The 13,842-nt window shown below is 66.4% G+C and carries 11 protein-coding genes; 4 read left to right on the plus strand and 7 right to left on the minus strand.

Annotated elements, in window-relative coordinates; all coding sequences use genetic code 11:
* The first annotated feature begins 16 nt into the window (after positions 1–16).
* The 4 genes from Msi02_RS18530 to Msi02_RS18545 all read left to right on the plus strand — a co-directional run bounded on the left by Msi02_RS18530 (position 17) and on the right by Msi02_RS18545 (position 4,639).
* Positions 17–1,087 carry an ABC transporter substrate-binding protein gene (locus Msi02_RS18530; protein WP_204049524.1) on the plus strand — a complete coding sequence of 357 codons (1,071 nt, stop codon included), beginning with the start codon at positions 17–19 and terminating at the stop codon, positions 1,085–1,087.
* A 117-nt stretch (positions 1,088–1,204) separates the two neighbouring features.
* Entirely contained in the window at positions 1,205–2,734 is a 1,530-nt protein-coding gene (locus Msi02_RS18535) for a sugar ABC transporter ATP-binding protein (RefSeq protein WP_239108498.1), read from the plus strand.
* Positions 2,727–3,677, plus strand: a complete 951-nt coding sequence (locus tag Msi02_RS18540; RefSeq protein ID WP_139575104.1) for an ABC transporter permease — start codon at positions 2,727–2,729, stop codon at positions 3,675–3,677. Before Msi02_RS18535 ends, Msi02_RS18540 begins: the two co-directional genes overlap by 8 nt.
* On the plus strand, positions 3,674–4,639 hold the full coding sequence (locus tag Msi02_RS18545; RefSeq protein WP_079314816.1) for an ABC transporter permease: 966 nt from the start codon (positions 3,674–3,676) through the stop codon (positions 4,637–4,639). The genes Msi02_RS18540 and Msi02_RS18545 overlap by 4 nt, the downstream gene beginning before the upstream one ends.
* Before the next feature lie 362 nt (positions 4,640–5,001).
* Here the strand turns inward: Msi02_RS18545 and Msi02_RS18550 are convergent, their stop codons facing one another.
* The 7 genes from Msi02_RS18550 to Msi02_RS18580 all read right to left on the minus strand — a co-directional run bounded on the left by Msi02_RS18550 (position 5,002) and on the right by Msi02_RS18580 (position 13,703).
* Positions 5,002–5,679 (minus strand): M15 family metallopeptidase, encoded by a 678-nt coding sequence (locus tag Msi02_RS18550; protein ID WP_204049526.1) that lies wholly within the window; start codon positions 5,677–5,679, stop codon positions 5,002–5,004.
* Between the two features lie 29 nt (positions 5,680–5,708).
* The gene (locus Msi02_RS18555) at positions 5,709–6,080 is read right to left on the minus strand and encodes a hypothetical protein (protein WP_204049527.1); all 372 of its coding nucleotides are present in this window, start codon (positions 6,078–6,080) and stop codon (positions 5,709–5,711) included.
* A gap of 8 nt (positions 6,081–6,088) precedes the next feature.
* Positions 6,089–8,308 carry a glycoside hydrolase domain-containing protein gene (locus Msi02_RS18560; RefSeq protein WP_239108499.1) on the minus strand — a complete coding sequence of 740 codons (2,220 nt, stop codon included), beginning with the start codon at positions 8,306–8,308 and terminating at the stop codon, positions 6,089–6,091.
* Positions 8,309–9,032: 724 nt separating this feature from the next.
* A complete protein-coding gene (locus Msi02_RS18565) occupies positions 9,033–9,998 on the minus strand; it encodes a hypothetical protein (protein WP_204049528.1) in 966 nt (321 codons plus the stop codon).
* Between the two features lie 75 nt (positions 9,999–10,073).
* Positions 10,074–10,772, minus strand: coding sequence for a hypothetical protein (locus tag Msi02_RS18570; protein WP_204049529.1), 699 nt, complete (start codon positions 10,770–10,772; stop codon positions 10,074–10,076).
* Positions 10,773–10,959: 187 nt separating this feature from the next.
* Positions 10,960–11,202 carry a hypothetical protein gene (locus Msi02_RS18575; protein WP_204049530.1) on the minus strand — a complete coding sequence of 81 codons (243 nt, stop codon included), beginning with the start codon at positions 11,200–11,202 and terminating at the stop codon, positions 10,960–10,962.
* A gap of 254 nt (positions 11,203–11,456) precedes the next feature.
* Positions 11,457–13,703, minus strand: a complete 2,247-nt coding sequence (locus Msi02_RS18580) for a glycoside hydrolase family 3 C-terminal domain-containing protein (RefSeq protein ID WP_204049531.1) — start codon at positions 13,701–13,703, stop codon at positions 11,457–11,459.
* Positions 13,704–13,842 lie beyond the last annotated feature (139 nt).

Below are 13,842 nucleotides of genomic sequence, written 5' to 3' on the forward strand. Positions count from 1 at the left end.
GATCGGAAGGAAGACCATGAAGCCCTACCCCCGCACGGCCGCGCTCGCCCTCGCCGTGCTGCTCGGCGCGGCCGGCTGCGCCAAGTCGGAGACCCAGGCCACGGCGGGCCCCAGCGCGGCGGCGTCCGCGCAGCAGCAGGTGGTGCAGACCCCGGCGGGCTCGGCCGGCCCGACCTGCACGCTGGACCAGTTCGGCGGCACGAAGTTCGACCTGAAGACCGCCACGGTCGGCTTCTCCCAGTCGGAGAAGGAGGCCAACCCGTTCCGCATCGCGGAGACCAAGTCCATCAAGGACGAGGCGGCCAAGCTCGGCATCGCCGACCTCAAGGTCACCAACGCGCAGTCGCAGTTCTCCAAGCAGATCACCGACGTCCAGCAGCTCATCGCCCAGGGCGTGAAGCTGCTCGTCATCGCGCCGCTGAACTCCGACGGCTGGGAGCCGGTGCTCCAGCAGGCCGCCGCAAAGAAGATCCCCATCATCACGGTCGACCGCAAGATCAACGCCAAGCCGTGCAGCGACTACCTGACGTTCATCGGCTCGGACTTCTACGAGCAGGGCAAGCGGGCCGCCGACCAGATGATCACCGCGCTCGGCGGCAAGGGGAAGGTGGCGATCCTGCTCGGCGCGCCGGGCAACAACGTCACCACCGAGCGCACCAACGGTTTCAAGGACCGGATCAAGGAGAAGGCGCCCGACATCCAGATCTCCTTCGAGCAGACCGGTGAGTTCGCCCGGGAGAAGGGCCAGCAGGTCACCGAGCAGCTCATCCAGTCCAACCCGGACATCAACGGCATCTACGCCGAGAACGACGAGATGGCGCTGGGCGCGGTGACCGCGCTGAAGGGCGCGGGCAAGGATCCGGGCGCCATAAAGATCGTCTCGGTCGACGGCACCCGCAGCGCCGTCCAGGCCATCGCCGACGGCTGGCTGCACGCGGTGGTCGAGTCCAACCCCAGGTTCGGGCCGCTCGCCTTCGAGACCGCGCAGAAGTTCCTGGACGGCCAGCCGATCCCCGACAAGGTCGTCATCTCCGACCGCGAATACGACGGCTCCAACGCCGAGGCGTCCCTCGGCGAGGCCTACTGACCCGCCGAAGCCCGTCACGGACGCCCGCGAAGGTCCGCGTGCGTCCCGGGCCTCCGCGCGCACGCGCGCGGAGGCCCGCGCGAGGAAGGGAACTCATTGAGCCAGTCCGCTGCACCGGTGCTCGAGGCCAGGCAGATCAGCAAGCGCTTTCCCGGCGTGGTGGCCCTCGACGGCGTGTCCCTCGCCCTCTTGCCCGGCGAGGTGCACGCCCTCGTGGGCGAGAACGGCGCGGGCAAGTCCACGCTGATCAAGGTCTTCACCGGCGTCCACCGCCCGGACGGCGGTGAACTGATCTACAACGGGGCGCCGGCGGCCTTCGGGACGCCGCTCGACGCGCAGCGCGCCGGGATCTCGACCATCTACCAGGAGGTCAACCTCGTCCCGATGATGAGCGTGGCCCGCAATCTCATGCTGGGGCGCGAGCCGCGCGGCCGTCTGGGCGTCATCGACACCGCCAGGATGTACGGCGAGGCGGAGCGGATCCTCGCCGGATACGGCGTCGTCACCGACGTGCGCCGCCCGCTGCGCGCCCTCGGAATGGGCGTCCAGCAGATGGTCGCCCTGGCCAGGGCCGTGGCGATCGACGCCCGCGTGGTCATCATGGACGAGCCCACCTCGTCCCTGGAGCCGCGCGAGGTCGAGACGCTGTTCTCGGTGATCAGGAAGCTCAGGGACGACGGCATCGCCGTCGTCTACGTCAGCCATCGCCTCGACGAGCTGTACGAGGTGTGCGACCGGGTGACCGTGCTGCGCGACGGGCGGGTCGCGCACACGGGCCCGCTCGCCGAGCTCGAACGGCTGAAGCTCATCGCCCTGATGCTGGGCCGCGACCTCGACGAGGTCAGGACGGGCGGCCTGACCAGGTTCTCCCGCGACCGCCGCCGTGCCAGGGAGCGGGACGGCGCCCGGCCCGTCGTACAGGCCGAGGGGCTGACCCGGCGGCAGGTGCTGCACGGGGTGGACGTCTCGGTGTGGCCGGGGGAGGTCGTCGGCCTCGGCGGGCTGCTGGGAGCGGGCCGCAGCGAGACGGCCAAGGGCATCGTCGGCGCGCTCCCGCTGGACGCGGGCCGGGTGCTCGTCGCCGGCCTGCCCCTGCGCACCGGCTCGACCACGGCGGCGATCAGGGCCGGGGTCAGCCTGCTGCCCGAGGACCGCAAGGCCGAGGGCATCATCCCGGCGCTGTCGGTCAGGGAGAACATCGCGCTCGCCGCCCTGCCGTCGCTGTCGCGGGCCGGCGTCGTCTCCGACGCGAAGATCGACAAGGTCGTCGAGGTCTTCATGCGCCGGCTCAGGATCAAGGCGGCCTCGCCGCACCAGCCGGTGCAGGAGCTGTCCGGTGGAAACCAGCAGAAGGTCCTGCTCGCACGGTGGCTCGCCATCCGGCCGAAGATCCTCCTGCTGGACGAGCCCACCCGCGGCATCGACGTCGGCGCCAAGGCCGAGGTGCAGGCCCTCGTGGACGAGCTGGCCGAGGAGGGCCTGGGCGTGTTACTGATCTCGTCTGACCTGGAGGAGCTGGTGGAGGGCGCCGACCGGATCCTGGTGCTGCGCGAGGGCGCCGTCGTCGGCGAGCTGTCCGGCGACGACGTCACGGAGGACAAGATCATGGCGTCCATCGCCGAACGAGGAGCGGAGTCCGATGGCTGAAGCGGTCGCACCGCCCGGGCGGCGGGTGCTCGCCTGGGCCCAGGAGTACGGCGTCTACGCCGCGGTCGGCGTCCTCCTGCTGTTCAACGTGCTGTTCACCCCCCACTTCCTCGACGTGGCGAACTTCCGCACCCAGCTCGTGCAGGTCGCCCCGATCGTGATCGTGTCGCTCGGCATGGCGCTGGTCATCGGCACCCAGGGCATCGACCTGTCGGTCGGCTCGGTCATGTCGCTGGCCGCCGCGCTCGTCGCGCTCTACCTCGGGTACGGCGCGTGGCCCGCGCTGCTCGTCGCCCTCGTCGGCGGGGCCGTGGCCGGGACGGCGGGCGGCGCGCTGGTCGCCTACGTGGGCGTGCAGCCGATCGTGGCCACGCTCGCGCTGCTGGTCGGCGTCCGGGGCCTGGCCAACGTGCTCGTGCCGCAGCTCGTCGAGTTCCGCAACCCCGACCTGATCGCGCTCGGCAGCAGCTCGCTGTCCGGCGTGCCGGTCATCGTGGTAATCGCGGCCGTGCTGACGCTGCTGATGGCGTTCCTGGTGCGCAGGACGACGTTCGGCAGGCAGGTGGTCGCGATCGGCGGCAACCGCGCGGCCAGCGAGCTGTCCGGGCTGCCCGTCCGCCGGGTGCTGCTGCTGGTCTACGTGATCTCCGGAGTGCTGGCCGCGCTGGCCGGCGTGCTCGCGACCGCCCGGCTGCAGGCGAGCGATCCGACCTCGCTCGGCCTGTTCATCGAGCTGTCGGCCATCACGGCGGTGGTGGTGGGCGGCACGCCGCTGAGCGGCGGGCGGATCCGGGTGCTCAGCACGGTCATGGGCGCGCTGCTCATGCAGTTGCTGTCGGCCACCCTCATCAAGCACAACCTGCCGCAGTCGTGGACGCAGATCGTGCAGGCGGTCATCATCCTGGCCGCCGTTTACGCCACCAGGGAGCGAGGAACCCGATGACCGCAACGCCCGGACGCGAGCAGGTGAGCCGCGTCCTCCAGCAGCACGGCGCGCTGATGGTGCTGGCGGCGCTGGTCATCGTCGGCAGCGTCGCCTTCGACTCCTTCGCCACCGCGGGCAACGCCGCCAGCGTCCTCGTCTCCTCCTCGTTCACCGCGATCATCGCCGTCGGCATGACCTTCGTGATCATCAGTGGCGGCATCGACCTGTCGGTGGGGTCGCTGTTCGTGTTCGGCGGGGTCCTCGCGGCGTACGGCTCGCAGTATGGGCTGTTCGTCGCGCTCGCGCTGCCGCTCGCCGCGTGCGGGCTGGTGGGGCTGCTCCAGGGGCTGCTCATCGCCAGGACGGGCATGGCGCCGTTCATCGTCACCCTGGCCGGGCTGCTGGGCGTGCGCGGGCTGATGCTGGCGATCTCCAACGAGGGCGCCACCACCTACCTCGTGAAGGACTCCGCGTTCGCGCGGCTCGGGCAGGGCGGTGTGCTCGGCCTGACCTGGCCGGTCTACATCACGGCGCTCCTGGCGGTGGCCGCCATGGTCCTGCTCCAGCGGACGGCCTTCGGCCAGAACGTCTACGCGGTCGGCGGCAACGAGCAGGGGGCCGCGCTGATGGGCGTGCCGGTGGCGCGGACGAAGGTCTACGTCTACCTGATGTCGGGCCTGCTCGCGGGCCTCGCCGGGGTGCTGAACGCGGCCCGGCTCTCCTCCGGCGTCACGATCCTGGGCATCGGCCTGGAACTCGACGTGATCGCCGCGGTGGTGATCGGCGGCACGCTGCTGACCGGGGGAGCGGGCGGCATCACCGGCACCATCGCCGGCGTGCTGCTGCTCGGGGTGATCCAGAGCCTGATCAACCAGGTGGGCAACCTGACGTCGGCCTTCCAGCAGGTGGTCAGCGGCCTGTTCCTCGCCCTGGTCGTGGTGGCCCAGCGGCTGCTCGGCAGAGCCCAACGCCTCGGCTGACTGCCGACGCCCGAAACCTGTCCCCACGCTCGTCGTGGGGCACCTTCGGAGATCGCCTGGTACCGCACGAACCCGCGGATCGGCCACGCGTCCAGTCGTGCGGTCCTGTGCGACTGGACGCCGGCCGAAGCGGGTTACGCGCCGTTGCGGCTTCTGGGGACTTCGCTTCACCCGGACTCACCGGGGCAGGGCCGGCGGCGGCCCCTGCCAAGGCACGCCCGCGCTCATGCCCGCCCACCGGGACATGAGGCGCCTGCCGGGTGCGGGAGATCCTGCCGCACCAGATCAGAGAGAGTTCTCGTAGTGCTCCGGCCTTGCGGGAGAGGCGTGCGTCATCGGTACGACGTCACGCAGTCGGCTGCTTACACAACCTGGATTACTCCGGCTCCAACGCCGGGCGTGCTGTTCCAACCACGGACCTGGTCCGCGAACTCTCTGAGCCGGCTGTCAGTGGGTGGGACCGCGATCTCGAAATGAGCCTCGTCCGGCACGGTGAAGTCTCCGCCCCATTTCACGATGTCCTTGCACTCGGCGAGAATGTCACGGACAACGGCCAGCTCGTGTTGATAAAATCCGCCGTGGACGCCGGGCGGGTACTGGTCCGGGCGGATGTCGATCGCAGTGCCGGACGCGTGATTCAATTCATAACCCTTGACTGTGTCGGGATTTTTGAAGCCGATGACCTCGCCGGGACGTAGGGTGTCGATCTCGTAGTGGAATCGCCGAATGACGTGAATCAGGATCACTTCGGCGTCGGCCAGCGCCACGTCGACGCCGAATGCCGTGCCGGGTACGGGGCGCGTCCACACGCTGCCTCCGGAATTGGCGGCGGTGTTGATCGACCAGCCATTCGGCGACTTGCTGCCTGGCGTAATCTCGGCCACCGCCCGCTGCGCCTGCGCGAGCGTATCTTCGGTGAAATGCACTGGATCCGGGCCGGCCGACTCGGCGATGGCAGGTTGTACGATAATGGCGCTTACACCTGACATGACGGCGAGACCTGCCATGGACTGCAGAAATATTCGACGCGATGTGTCCATTCCGGCACTCCTGTGGGGGGTCAGTGGGATCAGAACAAGCCTAAGGACTTCCCGATATCAGGGAAAATCGCGAGTGCAGCGAACGGGAGCAACGACAAGGCGGTGCTGAACAGCCAGTATTGCGGCCTGGCGAGTCTCGACAGCTTCCGCAGGCCGGCGTTGATTCCCATCCAGACGACGATGAAGGTCCCAACACCACCGACCAGTAAGATCAGCCAGGGCACTATGCCGTCATTGTCGGTCGGTTCGCGGTCGGTCAGACCCAGAGCGGCGAGTGGGTACTGGGCGAGGAAAATCCAAAGAAAGCCCAGTGGGAATACTCCGGCACACCCGAGAATCAAGTTGACTACGGCTGGCGCAATCCACGCGATGCGTCGAGGATGCGCGGCCTTGTCGTTCATGGCGTTTCCTAGCTGTTGCGGAGAGGCGCGTGGTACTTCTCGAATACCTTGTACAGGCCAAGAAGTTCGCGACCGTATTGCTCGGCTTCGGCCGTAACGCCATTGTATCGCGCCAATATCCTGCGGGTGTCATCTTCACTTGTGGTGAGGCCCGGGCGCGGGAGACCTAGTTCGTGCGCCCCCCAGATGTGGACATACGCCACAGTGCTGATGTTGTACGATTCGTCCTGAAGCTTCTGCCAGACAGGCCATAGATCGGTCTCTTTTTCGGGGTCCAGGATCGTGCCGCTAATAATGCCCTGCTGGATTGAGTAGTTGCGGGCTTTGATCGCGGTCTCGGCAAAGATCTGTGCCAGCCCGGTACTGCAGTCGTTTTTATCGATGGGGCTGCCGTTAGTGTAATGACTTCGGACGACGCCGTCGGCTACCATATCCCCCATGTTCCATTTGCGAATCTCCCACAAGATTGGGCATTGGATCAGCGCCTTTCGCATTTTCAGTTGTCGTGCCAGGCTGGTGATCAGTCTGTCATGGGCCAGCGTGATGTCGAATGCCTCGGTCGTTGTGTTACAGCCGAGGGTGGCATTGTCCTTGTCGAATATATCGCTACCACCCTCCTCCGGAACGCCGATACTTATCAGGTAGTTCTGTATGTCATGGAGAAGAGCATCTCTCTTGCTCATGTCGAAGTCGACGTCCAGGTTGGCCTCGACCGTTCCGGGGTTGAAACTGCTCTGGCCGTCATCGAGACCCGAGGCTATGTTGTTGTCGATCTGGATCGACCCTGCACCGGAACCGACGTTGATCGTGGCGATCTGGTCAAATGCCCAGTCGGTGGGCATGGGATAACCAAGGTTGCCGGAAAATCCAGTGGACATGTCGGAGACGAAGCTTGCCGACGTCAGGCCCTCGCCACTCACCCGGCTGCAGACATTGCGGGGTCCGTAGATGCCGACTTTATAGCCCCCGGTATGCTCGCTGACCGTATCCGCGATCCCGCGGAAGTGTGGAATGATGTTAGACGTCACCTGATAATCCAGTGCGTCAAAGTCCACCGCGAAATAGATTCGTGTGCCGGATTTGAACCCGTGGTAGCGAGCCCACTCGATCGCGGCGAGCGCGTCGTTGACGCCTTGCGCGTATCGAAAATAGTCGGCCGACCCTCCCCATGTCTGATAAATAGGAAAAACTCGTAAGCCCTTCGCGGCGAGGACCGCCAGCTCGCCTGGCTGAATCATTTTGTTCAGCGTGGTATTCGGCACATTGCACAGATAGCGGCCGGCGATGCTGTAGCCGGCGGCTTTGAGGGCGTCGGCGCGAGCAGGCGTGATCTCCGTCACGCAATCGAAGGCGCTGCCCTTACGCGTCGCGTCTCCGGTGGATACAAGCAAAGACGCCCATGTTTGGAAGTCGCCGTTGCCGGTGACAGGCAGTTTGACGAAGTCCTGAAATGTTCTGACCTTGCCGGAGAGATTGGAATCAAAGGTGCTTGTGAAGGTCACGCCATCACGTCTGTTGAACACCATCGCAGCGGAGAACAGTTGCACCCAGGGACCGGACGATCCCACGGATAGGGTGTTGGCCTTGAGGCCGGCCTGGGTGGCAGGACCGAACACTCCTGTGGCTTGAGCATCGCTCATTCCCAGCTCGAACTGGATGGCCAGCATCAAGGCTTTCTGCACATCCCGGGAGAAATACCCGTCACAGGGGACGATGAAGAAGTTGGCGCGATTCACATATCGAGCGTTCATCCATTGCTGGATAGAGCGGACAGTGGAGCTTCCCCCACTGATGACAACGTAGGCGTCCATGTTCAAAAGGGCCTTGAACAGCTTCGGCACCATTGCATCGCCTGGGTAGACGCTGCTTACGCCTACGTCGGACTTGAGCTTCTGAACGGCAGCCGCTACGCGATCGTTGAACAGTCCGTCAATCTCGCCGCCGTCGTACCCCTTGCAGTACAGGCCCGACTGGATGATTCGGACAAGGTTTGCCGGGGCCCCGGTGCTGCGACCGATGGAAGGCCACTTGCTCTGGAGGGTGGACATGGTGGTCGGCCCGAAGTTGTCGGACAGCGCGGTGATGCCCAGCTCGTGCTGAAGGCATCGGGTCAGCGCATACATCGTCGACCAGCCTGTTATGCCGTCTTCTGCGACCTTGTTGATGCCGGGTACACTGCCGTAAATGGTATTGATGAATCGTTGCGCTCGGAGCACCATCTCATCCATTGCATCTCCTCTACCAAATCAGGGCTCAGTGCGATCCGCGAAAGAAGTCGTCGTGAGTGCAGTAACGCGCTTACCGAGGTGCGGTGCTACGAGTCTTATGTCCAGTAGGGACTGTGAACCAGGTCGACATGATGGTCGTACCGAATAATATGGATTTTCCCTATTTTAGTCGATCTTGTCAACTGTCGGATTTTGTCGATCTGGTTGATGTATCTGGAAACTCGCATTCCGGTACATCCGGTGGCGGTCGGTCAAGATGGAGTCACGGCACGTGCTCGGACGGTGGCGCGCATTCACTACGACGAGCCGAGGTCGTCAATGGGTGTTCGTCCGTGAGAGCCAGTGGAGCGATAAGCATGCGGTGGTGAGGGCGGCGACTGATCTACCCCGGATGGCAGGGCCTGCGCGTGACGGGCTGACAACGGCGGTTGTAGAGGAAGCCAGCCCGCCCCTTCACCCGCTGAAGCCTGTGCCGGCGGACCCGCACCTGGAAGGAATCCACCGACCCGAATGCGATGCGAGGCTCGACCGGACCGAGGAGATCATCGCCTGGCGCTTCGCCTTCGGCCAGTTCGTGCCCTTGTCGATCCGGCCCTGCCACAGCATCACCCGGCCCTGGGGGCATCCGCGATCCGCGCTGTACGGGGCGGGCGACGGCGGCATGCCGACGCCCGCCCCCTGTTCAGTAGGGGTGTGTCGTCCGGTAACGTGGTGAACGAACGGACTAACGGCTGGAAGGCAATTCGGGGAAGTTCCCGTTGAGCACCTTCAGGCTATTTTCATAGCGGACCCTGATGAGGGTTTTGAGCCTTTCTATCGCCGGTTTGTTCCGGCTGATTATCGCGCGTTGGCTGTCGGCATAGGCCGCTAGCCTGATTCCGCTGTAGTTGACCTTCAGGCGGCATCGCTCGTCGGCCGTTGCCGTCCTGATCTCGTCTGGTCCAGGACCCGCGGGAGTTCCACCCGGCGAGACCTCTCCCCGCTTGGTCCACCGCTTGTCCGTCTCGGCTTCCCAGGTGCGCCGGTATTGAAAGCCCGCGTCCTTCATACACCGGCTCCACAATTCCTCGGCGAGCTCAACGCGATCATCGGCGTAACCGGCAGTCGCAGCGTCCTCCATGAATGAGTAGAGATTCTTGTACGCTGACGGTGCAGCGGGCGTCGTGTTGTCGGGGCCGGGCGTATTCCCGTTGAGTATGGATTGCGCTTCGCCGTCGCACCCGTTTTTGGGAACCTTCATGCCCTTGTATTCGGAGATCGAGCCGGTGAAGATGGGTTCGTAGCTCGGTGGAATCTGATATCCGCGTATCCCGTCGAGGGCTGCGGCGATGCCGGCCTGCTGCTCCGGAGGGCCGATATAGCCGTAACGGGACACGTCTCTGGCTCCGAGCCAGCCCAGGTAAGCCGCATTCCTCGGATAGTTCACGGGCGAGGTGTCGTGGGGCTTCATCTTGAAGTGGTATCGGGCCAGACAGCGCGCTATCAGCTTGTACCGGGCCGTCTGCACGACCGATCGTCCTTGCGCGTCAAGATCGTATGCATCCAGTGGAAGAACCAGGTCCTTCTCCGAGGAGACCACAGGAAACCGACCTGGATCCTTCTCTGATTGCTGGGCGCACCCGGCGCCCAGCACGAGAACCAGAAGCAGCCCGCCTGTCATCCGCCAGGGGACGTTGGAGCCGGCCATCATGAAGCCTGCGATGCGTAGGACCGTGCCATCGAGCGAAACATGATGGACCGCGCCGACGTATCGTTCATCTGATGATTAGTACGCGGTCTTGTGGGAGGTGTACAGCCAGCCGGAGTCGTAAACGTAACCGTGCGCACGGACGAAGGTGGCCTGGTCCTTCCGGATTCCGGCGCTATAGGCCTCGTTGGTGCTGTAGACGTTGCGGTACAGGTTGCTCCCCCAACCGCAGAAGTGGGGATTGTTCGAGTTGTCCCACCAGCCTGTGGTGACTCGCTTATCTGGATAGTTGTAGAACTCGCCCATGACCGTCTCGTACATCTTGGTCCACGCGTAGCGCTTTCCGTCGGGTGCGATACCGTCGTTGTTCTGCCACTTGAAGGGACCCCATGAGTTGGGGTAGTAGTACACGCCGTCCAAATCCAATGGGCTGTTGACGGACTGCAGTTCCACCGCGCCTGGGTCGCTCAGCCAACTGCCGCACCATACGTCTGCGGCCGCGACCGCGGACACCGCTTCGCTAGATCGCTGCAGGGACGCGGAGGCCTTGTCCTTCTCGTTGAGAGGAAGGTCCTCAGGCGCGATCGGGCGGGGTGCGGGAGCCGGCCGTTTGAGGACTTCCAGCTCGGCGAGACGATCGGAGGATTGCGGCGCATCCGGACGGACCGGAGATGTGTCAATCCCGTCCGCGTTGGCCGTTGCCGGAAACGCGGCCAGTCCTGCTCCAATTCCGGCCACAACTACAGCGGTCAGCAAACAAGAGCGTCGTCGAGTCATAATCTTCCTCCCGAGGATGAGCTGATGCACCGGATGCGCCGACTCGGATAATGGTCGGACGGTAAATCCTTGACGGATGCGAGTTGCATACTGATCTTGATCTTGTTGAAACGGCGGCGGCAAGTAGCAAACATTGTGATACAAATCACAGGAGGTTTTTCGGTCGTTAAGGACGAATTTTGTGTCGCTAGAGGTCGCTGTTTCGGACATCTGGTGTGGGGGAATTCCTGCCGCCGGCCTCGATGACGCAGCGGCTGGTCGGGTGAAGCCCTCCACCCGCCCGCAGCGACCCCGCGTCCTGGGCGTTGAGCCGGGGCGGCTCGGCGACGCCGGCGTGGGCGCGCACCGTGCCGTTCCGGCGTTGCGCCGCGTCCCACACCGAGACGGGACGGGCGGCGATAGCCGCCTGTTCGACCTCGGTATCGTCCACGACGCCGAAGCGGATTCTCGCAGCGCGTTGTTCAGCTTCTGCAAGCGTTCCGGCAGGTCATGGGTGGCGTCCGCGCCGTCGAAGGCGACCACGCCCGCTGCTGGAAGATGCGCTCATCGAACTGTTCATCGTGGCCACCGACATCTTCGGTGTCTTGGCGTGTCTGGGTGCCGGCCCTACCCGACCCCACCCGGGGGTTCGCGGTGAGCCGGGAGAGACGGGCACGGGAGGTTGAGCCGGCCGGGGGACGCGGGTCAGGCGGCCGCGCCGTCCGACCCGCCCAGCTTCACCAGTTCCCGCAGGGTCGTGTGGGGGATGTCGATGCCGGCGAAGGTCAGGAACCTTCCCATCGGCATCGACGAGGCCATCCGCAACCCGTTCTCGTCGTCCTCCTCGGGCCGCTCGTTCTTCCCGCCGGTGAGGACCCGTACGAGAGCGGGGCCGGCGAGAGGATGCGAGAGCCACTCGCCGAGCGTCGAGTCGAGCGACACCACGGGGACGACCGAGTCGCCGTCGAGGCTGATCGTCGTCTCGGCCACGACGGACGAGGCGTTCTCGCCGATCTGGATCGTGTAGTCGCCCGGCGCGACCACCCACCGGCCGAGCGGGACGTCGTAGTACGCGAACGCCCGCCGGTCGAGGGAAAGGGTGATCGTGCGCGACTCGCCGGGGGCGAGGGAGACCTTCGTGAAGGCCCGCAGCTCCCGGGCCGGCCGCCGTACGGGACCCGCGGTGGTGGCCACGTAGACCTGCACGACGTGCTTGCCCGCCCGCTCTCCGGTGTTGGTCACCCGCACCGTGACGGTCGCCGTGTCGTCGCCCGTACGGGCGACGGTGAGGCCATCGACCGCGAACGTCGTGTAGCTCAGGCCGTGGCCGAACGGGTAGCGCACGGGCAGCTCGACCGTCTCGTAGTAGCGGTAGCCGACCATCACGCCCTCGCCGTAGCGCACGTGCCCGGCCTCGCCGGGGAAGTTGAGGTAGCTCGGCGTGTCCTGCAGCCGGACCGGGATGCTCTCGGCGAGGCGCCCGGAGGGGTTCACGACGCCGAAGAGGAGGTCGGCGACGGCGGAACCGCCCGCCTGTCCGAGCAGCCAGCCCTCCAGCACGGCGTCCACGTCGTCGTGCCAGCCCTCCATCGAGACGACGCCGCCGTTGGACAGGACGACCACCGTACGGCGGGCCGCGGCGGCGACGGCGCGGATCAGCTCGACCTGGACGGCGGGCAGGTCGATCGTCTCCCGGTCGAAGCCCTCCGACTCCTCCCGCTCGCCGAGGCCCGCGAAGACGACCGCGACGTCGGCGGACGACGCGGCCTCGGCCGCCGCCTCGCGAAGCTCCCGCGCGTCGCCCGACCCGTCCAGTGAGAACCCCTGGGCGTAGGCGACGTCCGGGGCGAGGGCGCGGATCGCGTCGAGCGCCGCGTCGACCCGGGTGGCGTTGATGTGGGAGCTGCCGCCGCCCTGAAACCGGGGCCTGGCCGCGAACTCGCCGATCACGGCGATGCGGGCGCTCGCCGAGAGGGGGAGCGTGCCGTTCTCGTTCTTGAGCAGCACGGCGCATTCGGCGGCGAGTTCGCGGGCGAGCGCGTGGTGGGCGTCGGCGTCGAACGCGCCGGACACGCCGTGGTGGCGTTCGGTGAGGGCGACGACGCGGCGCACGCTCGCGTTCACCACGGCCTCGTCGAGGTCGCCCGCGCGGACGGCGTCCACGACGCGCCGGTCGCTCGCGCCGCCGGTCCCCGGCATCTCCAGGTCCAGCCCGGCGGCCAGCGCGGCGACGCGGTCCTGGACCGCGCCCCAGTCGGAGACGACGACGCCGGTGAAGCCCCACTCGCGGCGCAGGACGTCGGTGAGCAGCCACCGGTTCTGCGAGGCGTGGACGCCGTTGACGCGGTTGTAGGAGCACATCACGGTGGCCGGCCGGGCCTGGGTGACCACCCGCTCGAACGCGGGGAAGTAGATCTCGCGCAGCGTGCGCTCGTCCACGTCGGCGCTGACCCGCATGCGCTCGGTCTCCTGGTTGTTGGCCGCGAAGTGCTTGACCGACGCGCCCGGTCCCTCCGCCTGCAGCGCGGCGACGTGCGCCGCCCCGAGTACGCCGGAAAGCAGGGGGTCCTCCGAGTAGTACTCGAAGTTGCGCCCGCACAGCGGCGAGCGCTTGATGTTCACGCCGGGACCGAGCACGACCGCCACGCCGAGGGCCCGGCCCTCCCTGCCGATGGCGGCGCCGATCCGGGCGGCCACTTCGGGGTCCCAGCTCGACCCGACCGCGACCGCGGGCGGGAAGCAGGTGGCGGGGATGCTCTCGTTCAGGCCGAGGTGGTCGGATCCGCCGGCCTCGCGGCGTACGCCGTGCGGCCCGTCGCACAGCGTGATGGACGGAATCCCGGCCTCCTCCAGCGGTTTGGTCGTCCAGAAATCCCGGCCCGACAGCAGCGAGGCCTTCTGCTCCAGGGTGAGCGCGTTCAGCGCGAGCGCGTCGAGGTCGGTCCGGGCCATCGGGGAGGCTCCTTTCACGGGGAGGGTTCACAGCGTTTCCTGCCCCGGAGGGGAGCAGCGGCAGACAATCTTCCCCCGGCGGGGGACACGGGGGTCGCCGCGCGCGGCGGCGGGACGGCGTACGGCGGGCGGCCCGGCC

This window comes from Microbispora siamensis, assembly GCF_016863095.1.
Classification (GTDB): domain Bacteria; phylum Actinomycetota; class Actinomycetes; order Streptosporangiales; family Streptosporangiaceae; genus Microbispora; species Microbispora siamensis.

Coding starts and splice junctions, on each gene's coding strand:
- Msi02_RS18530 (WP_204049524.1), top strand. CDS start 17: ATGAAGCCCTACCCCCGCACGGCCGCGCTCGCCCTCGCCGTGCTGCTC.
- Msi02_RS18540 (WP_139575104.1), top strand. CDS start 2,727: ATGGCTGAAGCGGTCGCACCGCCCGGGCGGCGGGTGCTCGCCTGGGCC.
- Msi02_RS18545 (WP_079314816.1), top strand. CDS start 3,674: ATGACCGCAACGCCCGGACGCGAGCAGGTGAGCCGCGTCCTCCAGCAG.
- Msi02_RS18550 (WP_204049526.1), bottom strand. CDS start 5,679: ATGGACACATCGCGTCGAATATTTCTGCAGTCCATGGCAGGTCTCGCC.
- Msi02_RS18555 (WP_204049527.1), bottom strand. CDS start 6,080: ATGAACGACAAGGCCGCGCATCCTCGACGCATCGCGTGGATTGCGCCA.
- Msi02_RS18560 (WP_239108499.1), bottom strand. CDS start 8,308: ATGGATGAGATGGTGCTCCGAGCGCAACGATTCATCAATACCATTTAC.
- Msi02_RS18565 (WP_204049528.1), bottom strand. CDS start 9,998: ATGATGGCCGGCTCCAACGTCCCCTGGCGGATGACAGGCGGGCTGCTT.
- Msi02_RS18570 (WP_204049529.1), bottom strand. CDS start 10,772: ATGACTCGACGACGCTCTTGTTTGCTGACCGCTGTAGTTGTGGCCGGA.
- Msi02_RS18580 (WP_204049531.1), bottom strand. CDS start 13,703: ATGGCCCGGACCGACCTCGACGCGCTCGCGCTGAACGCGCTCACCCTG.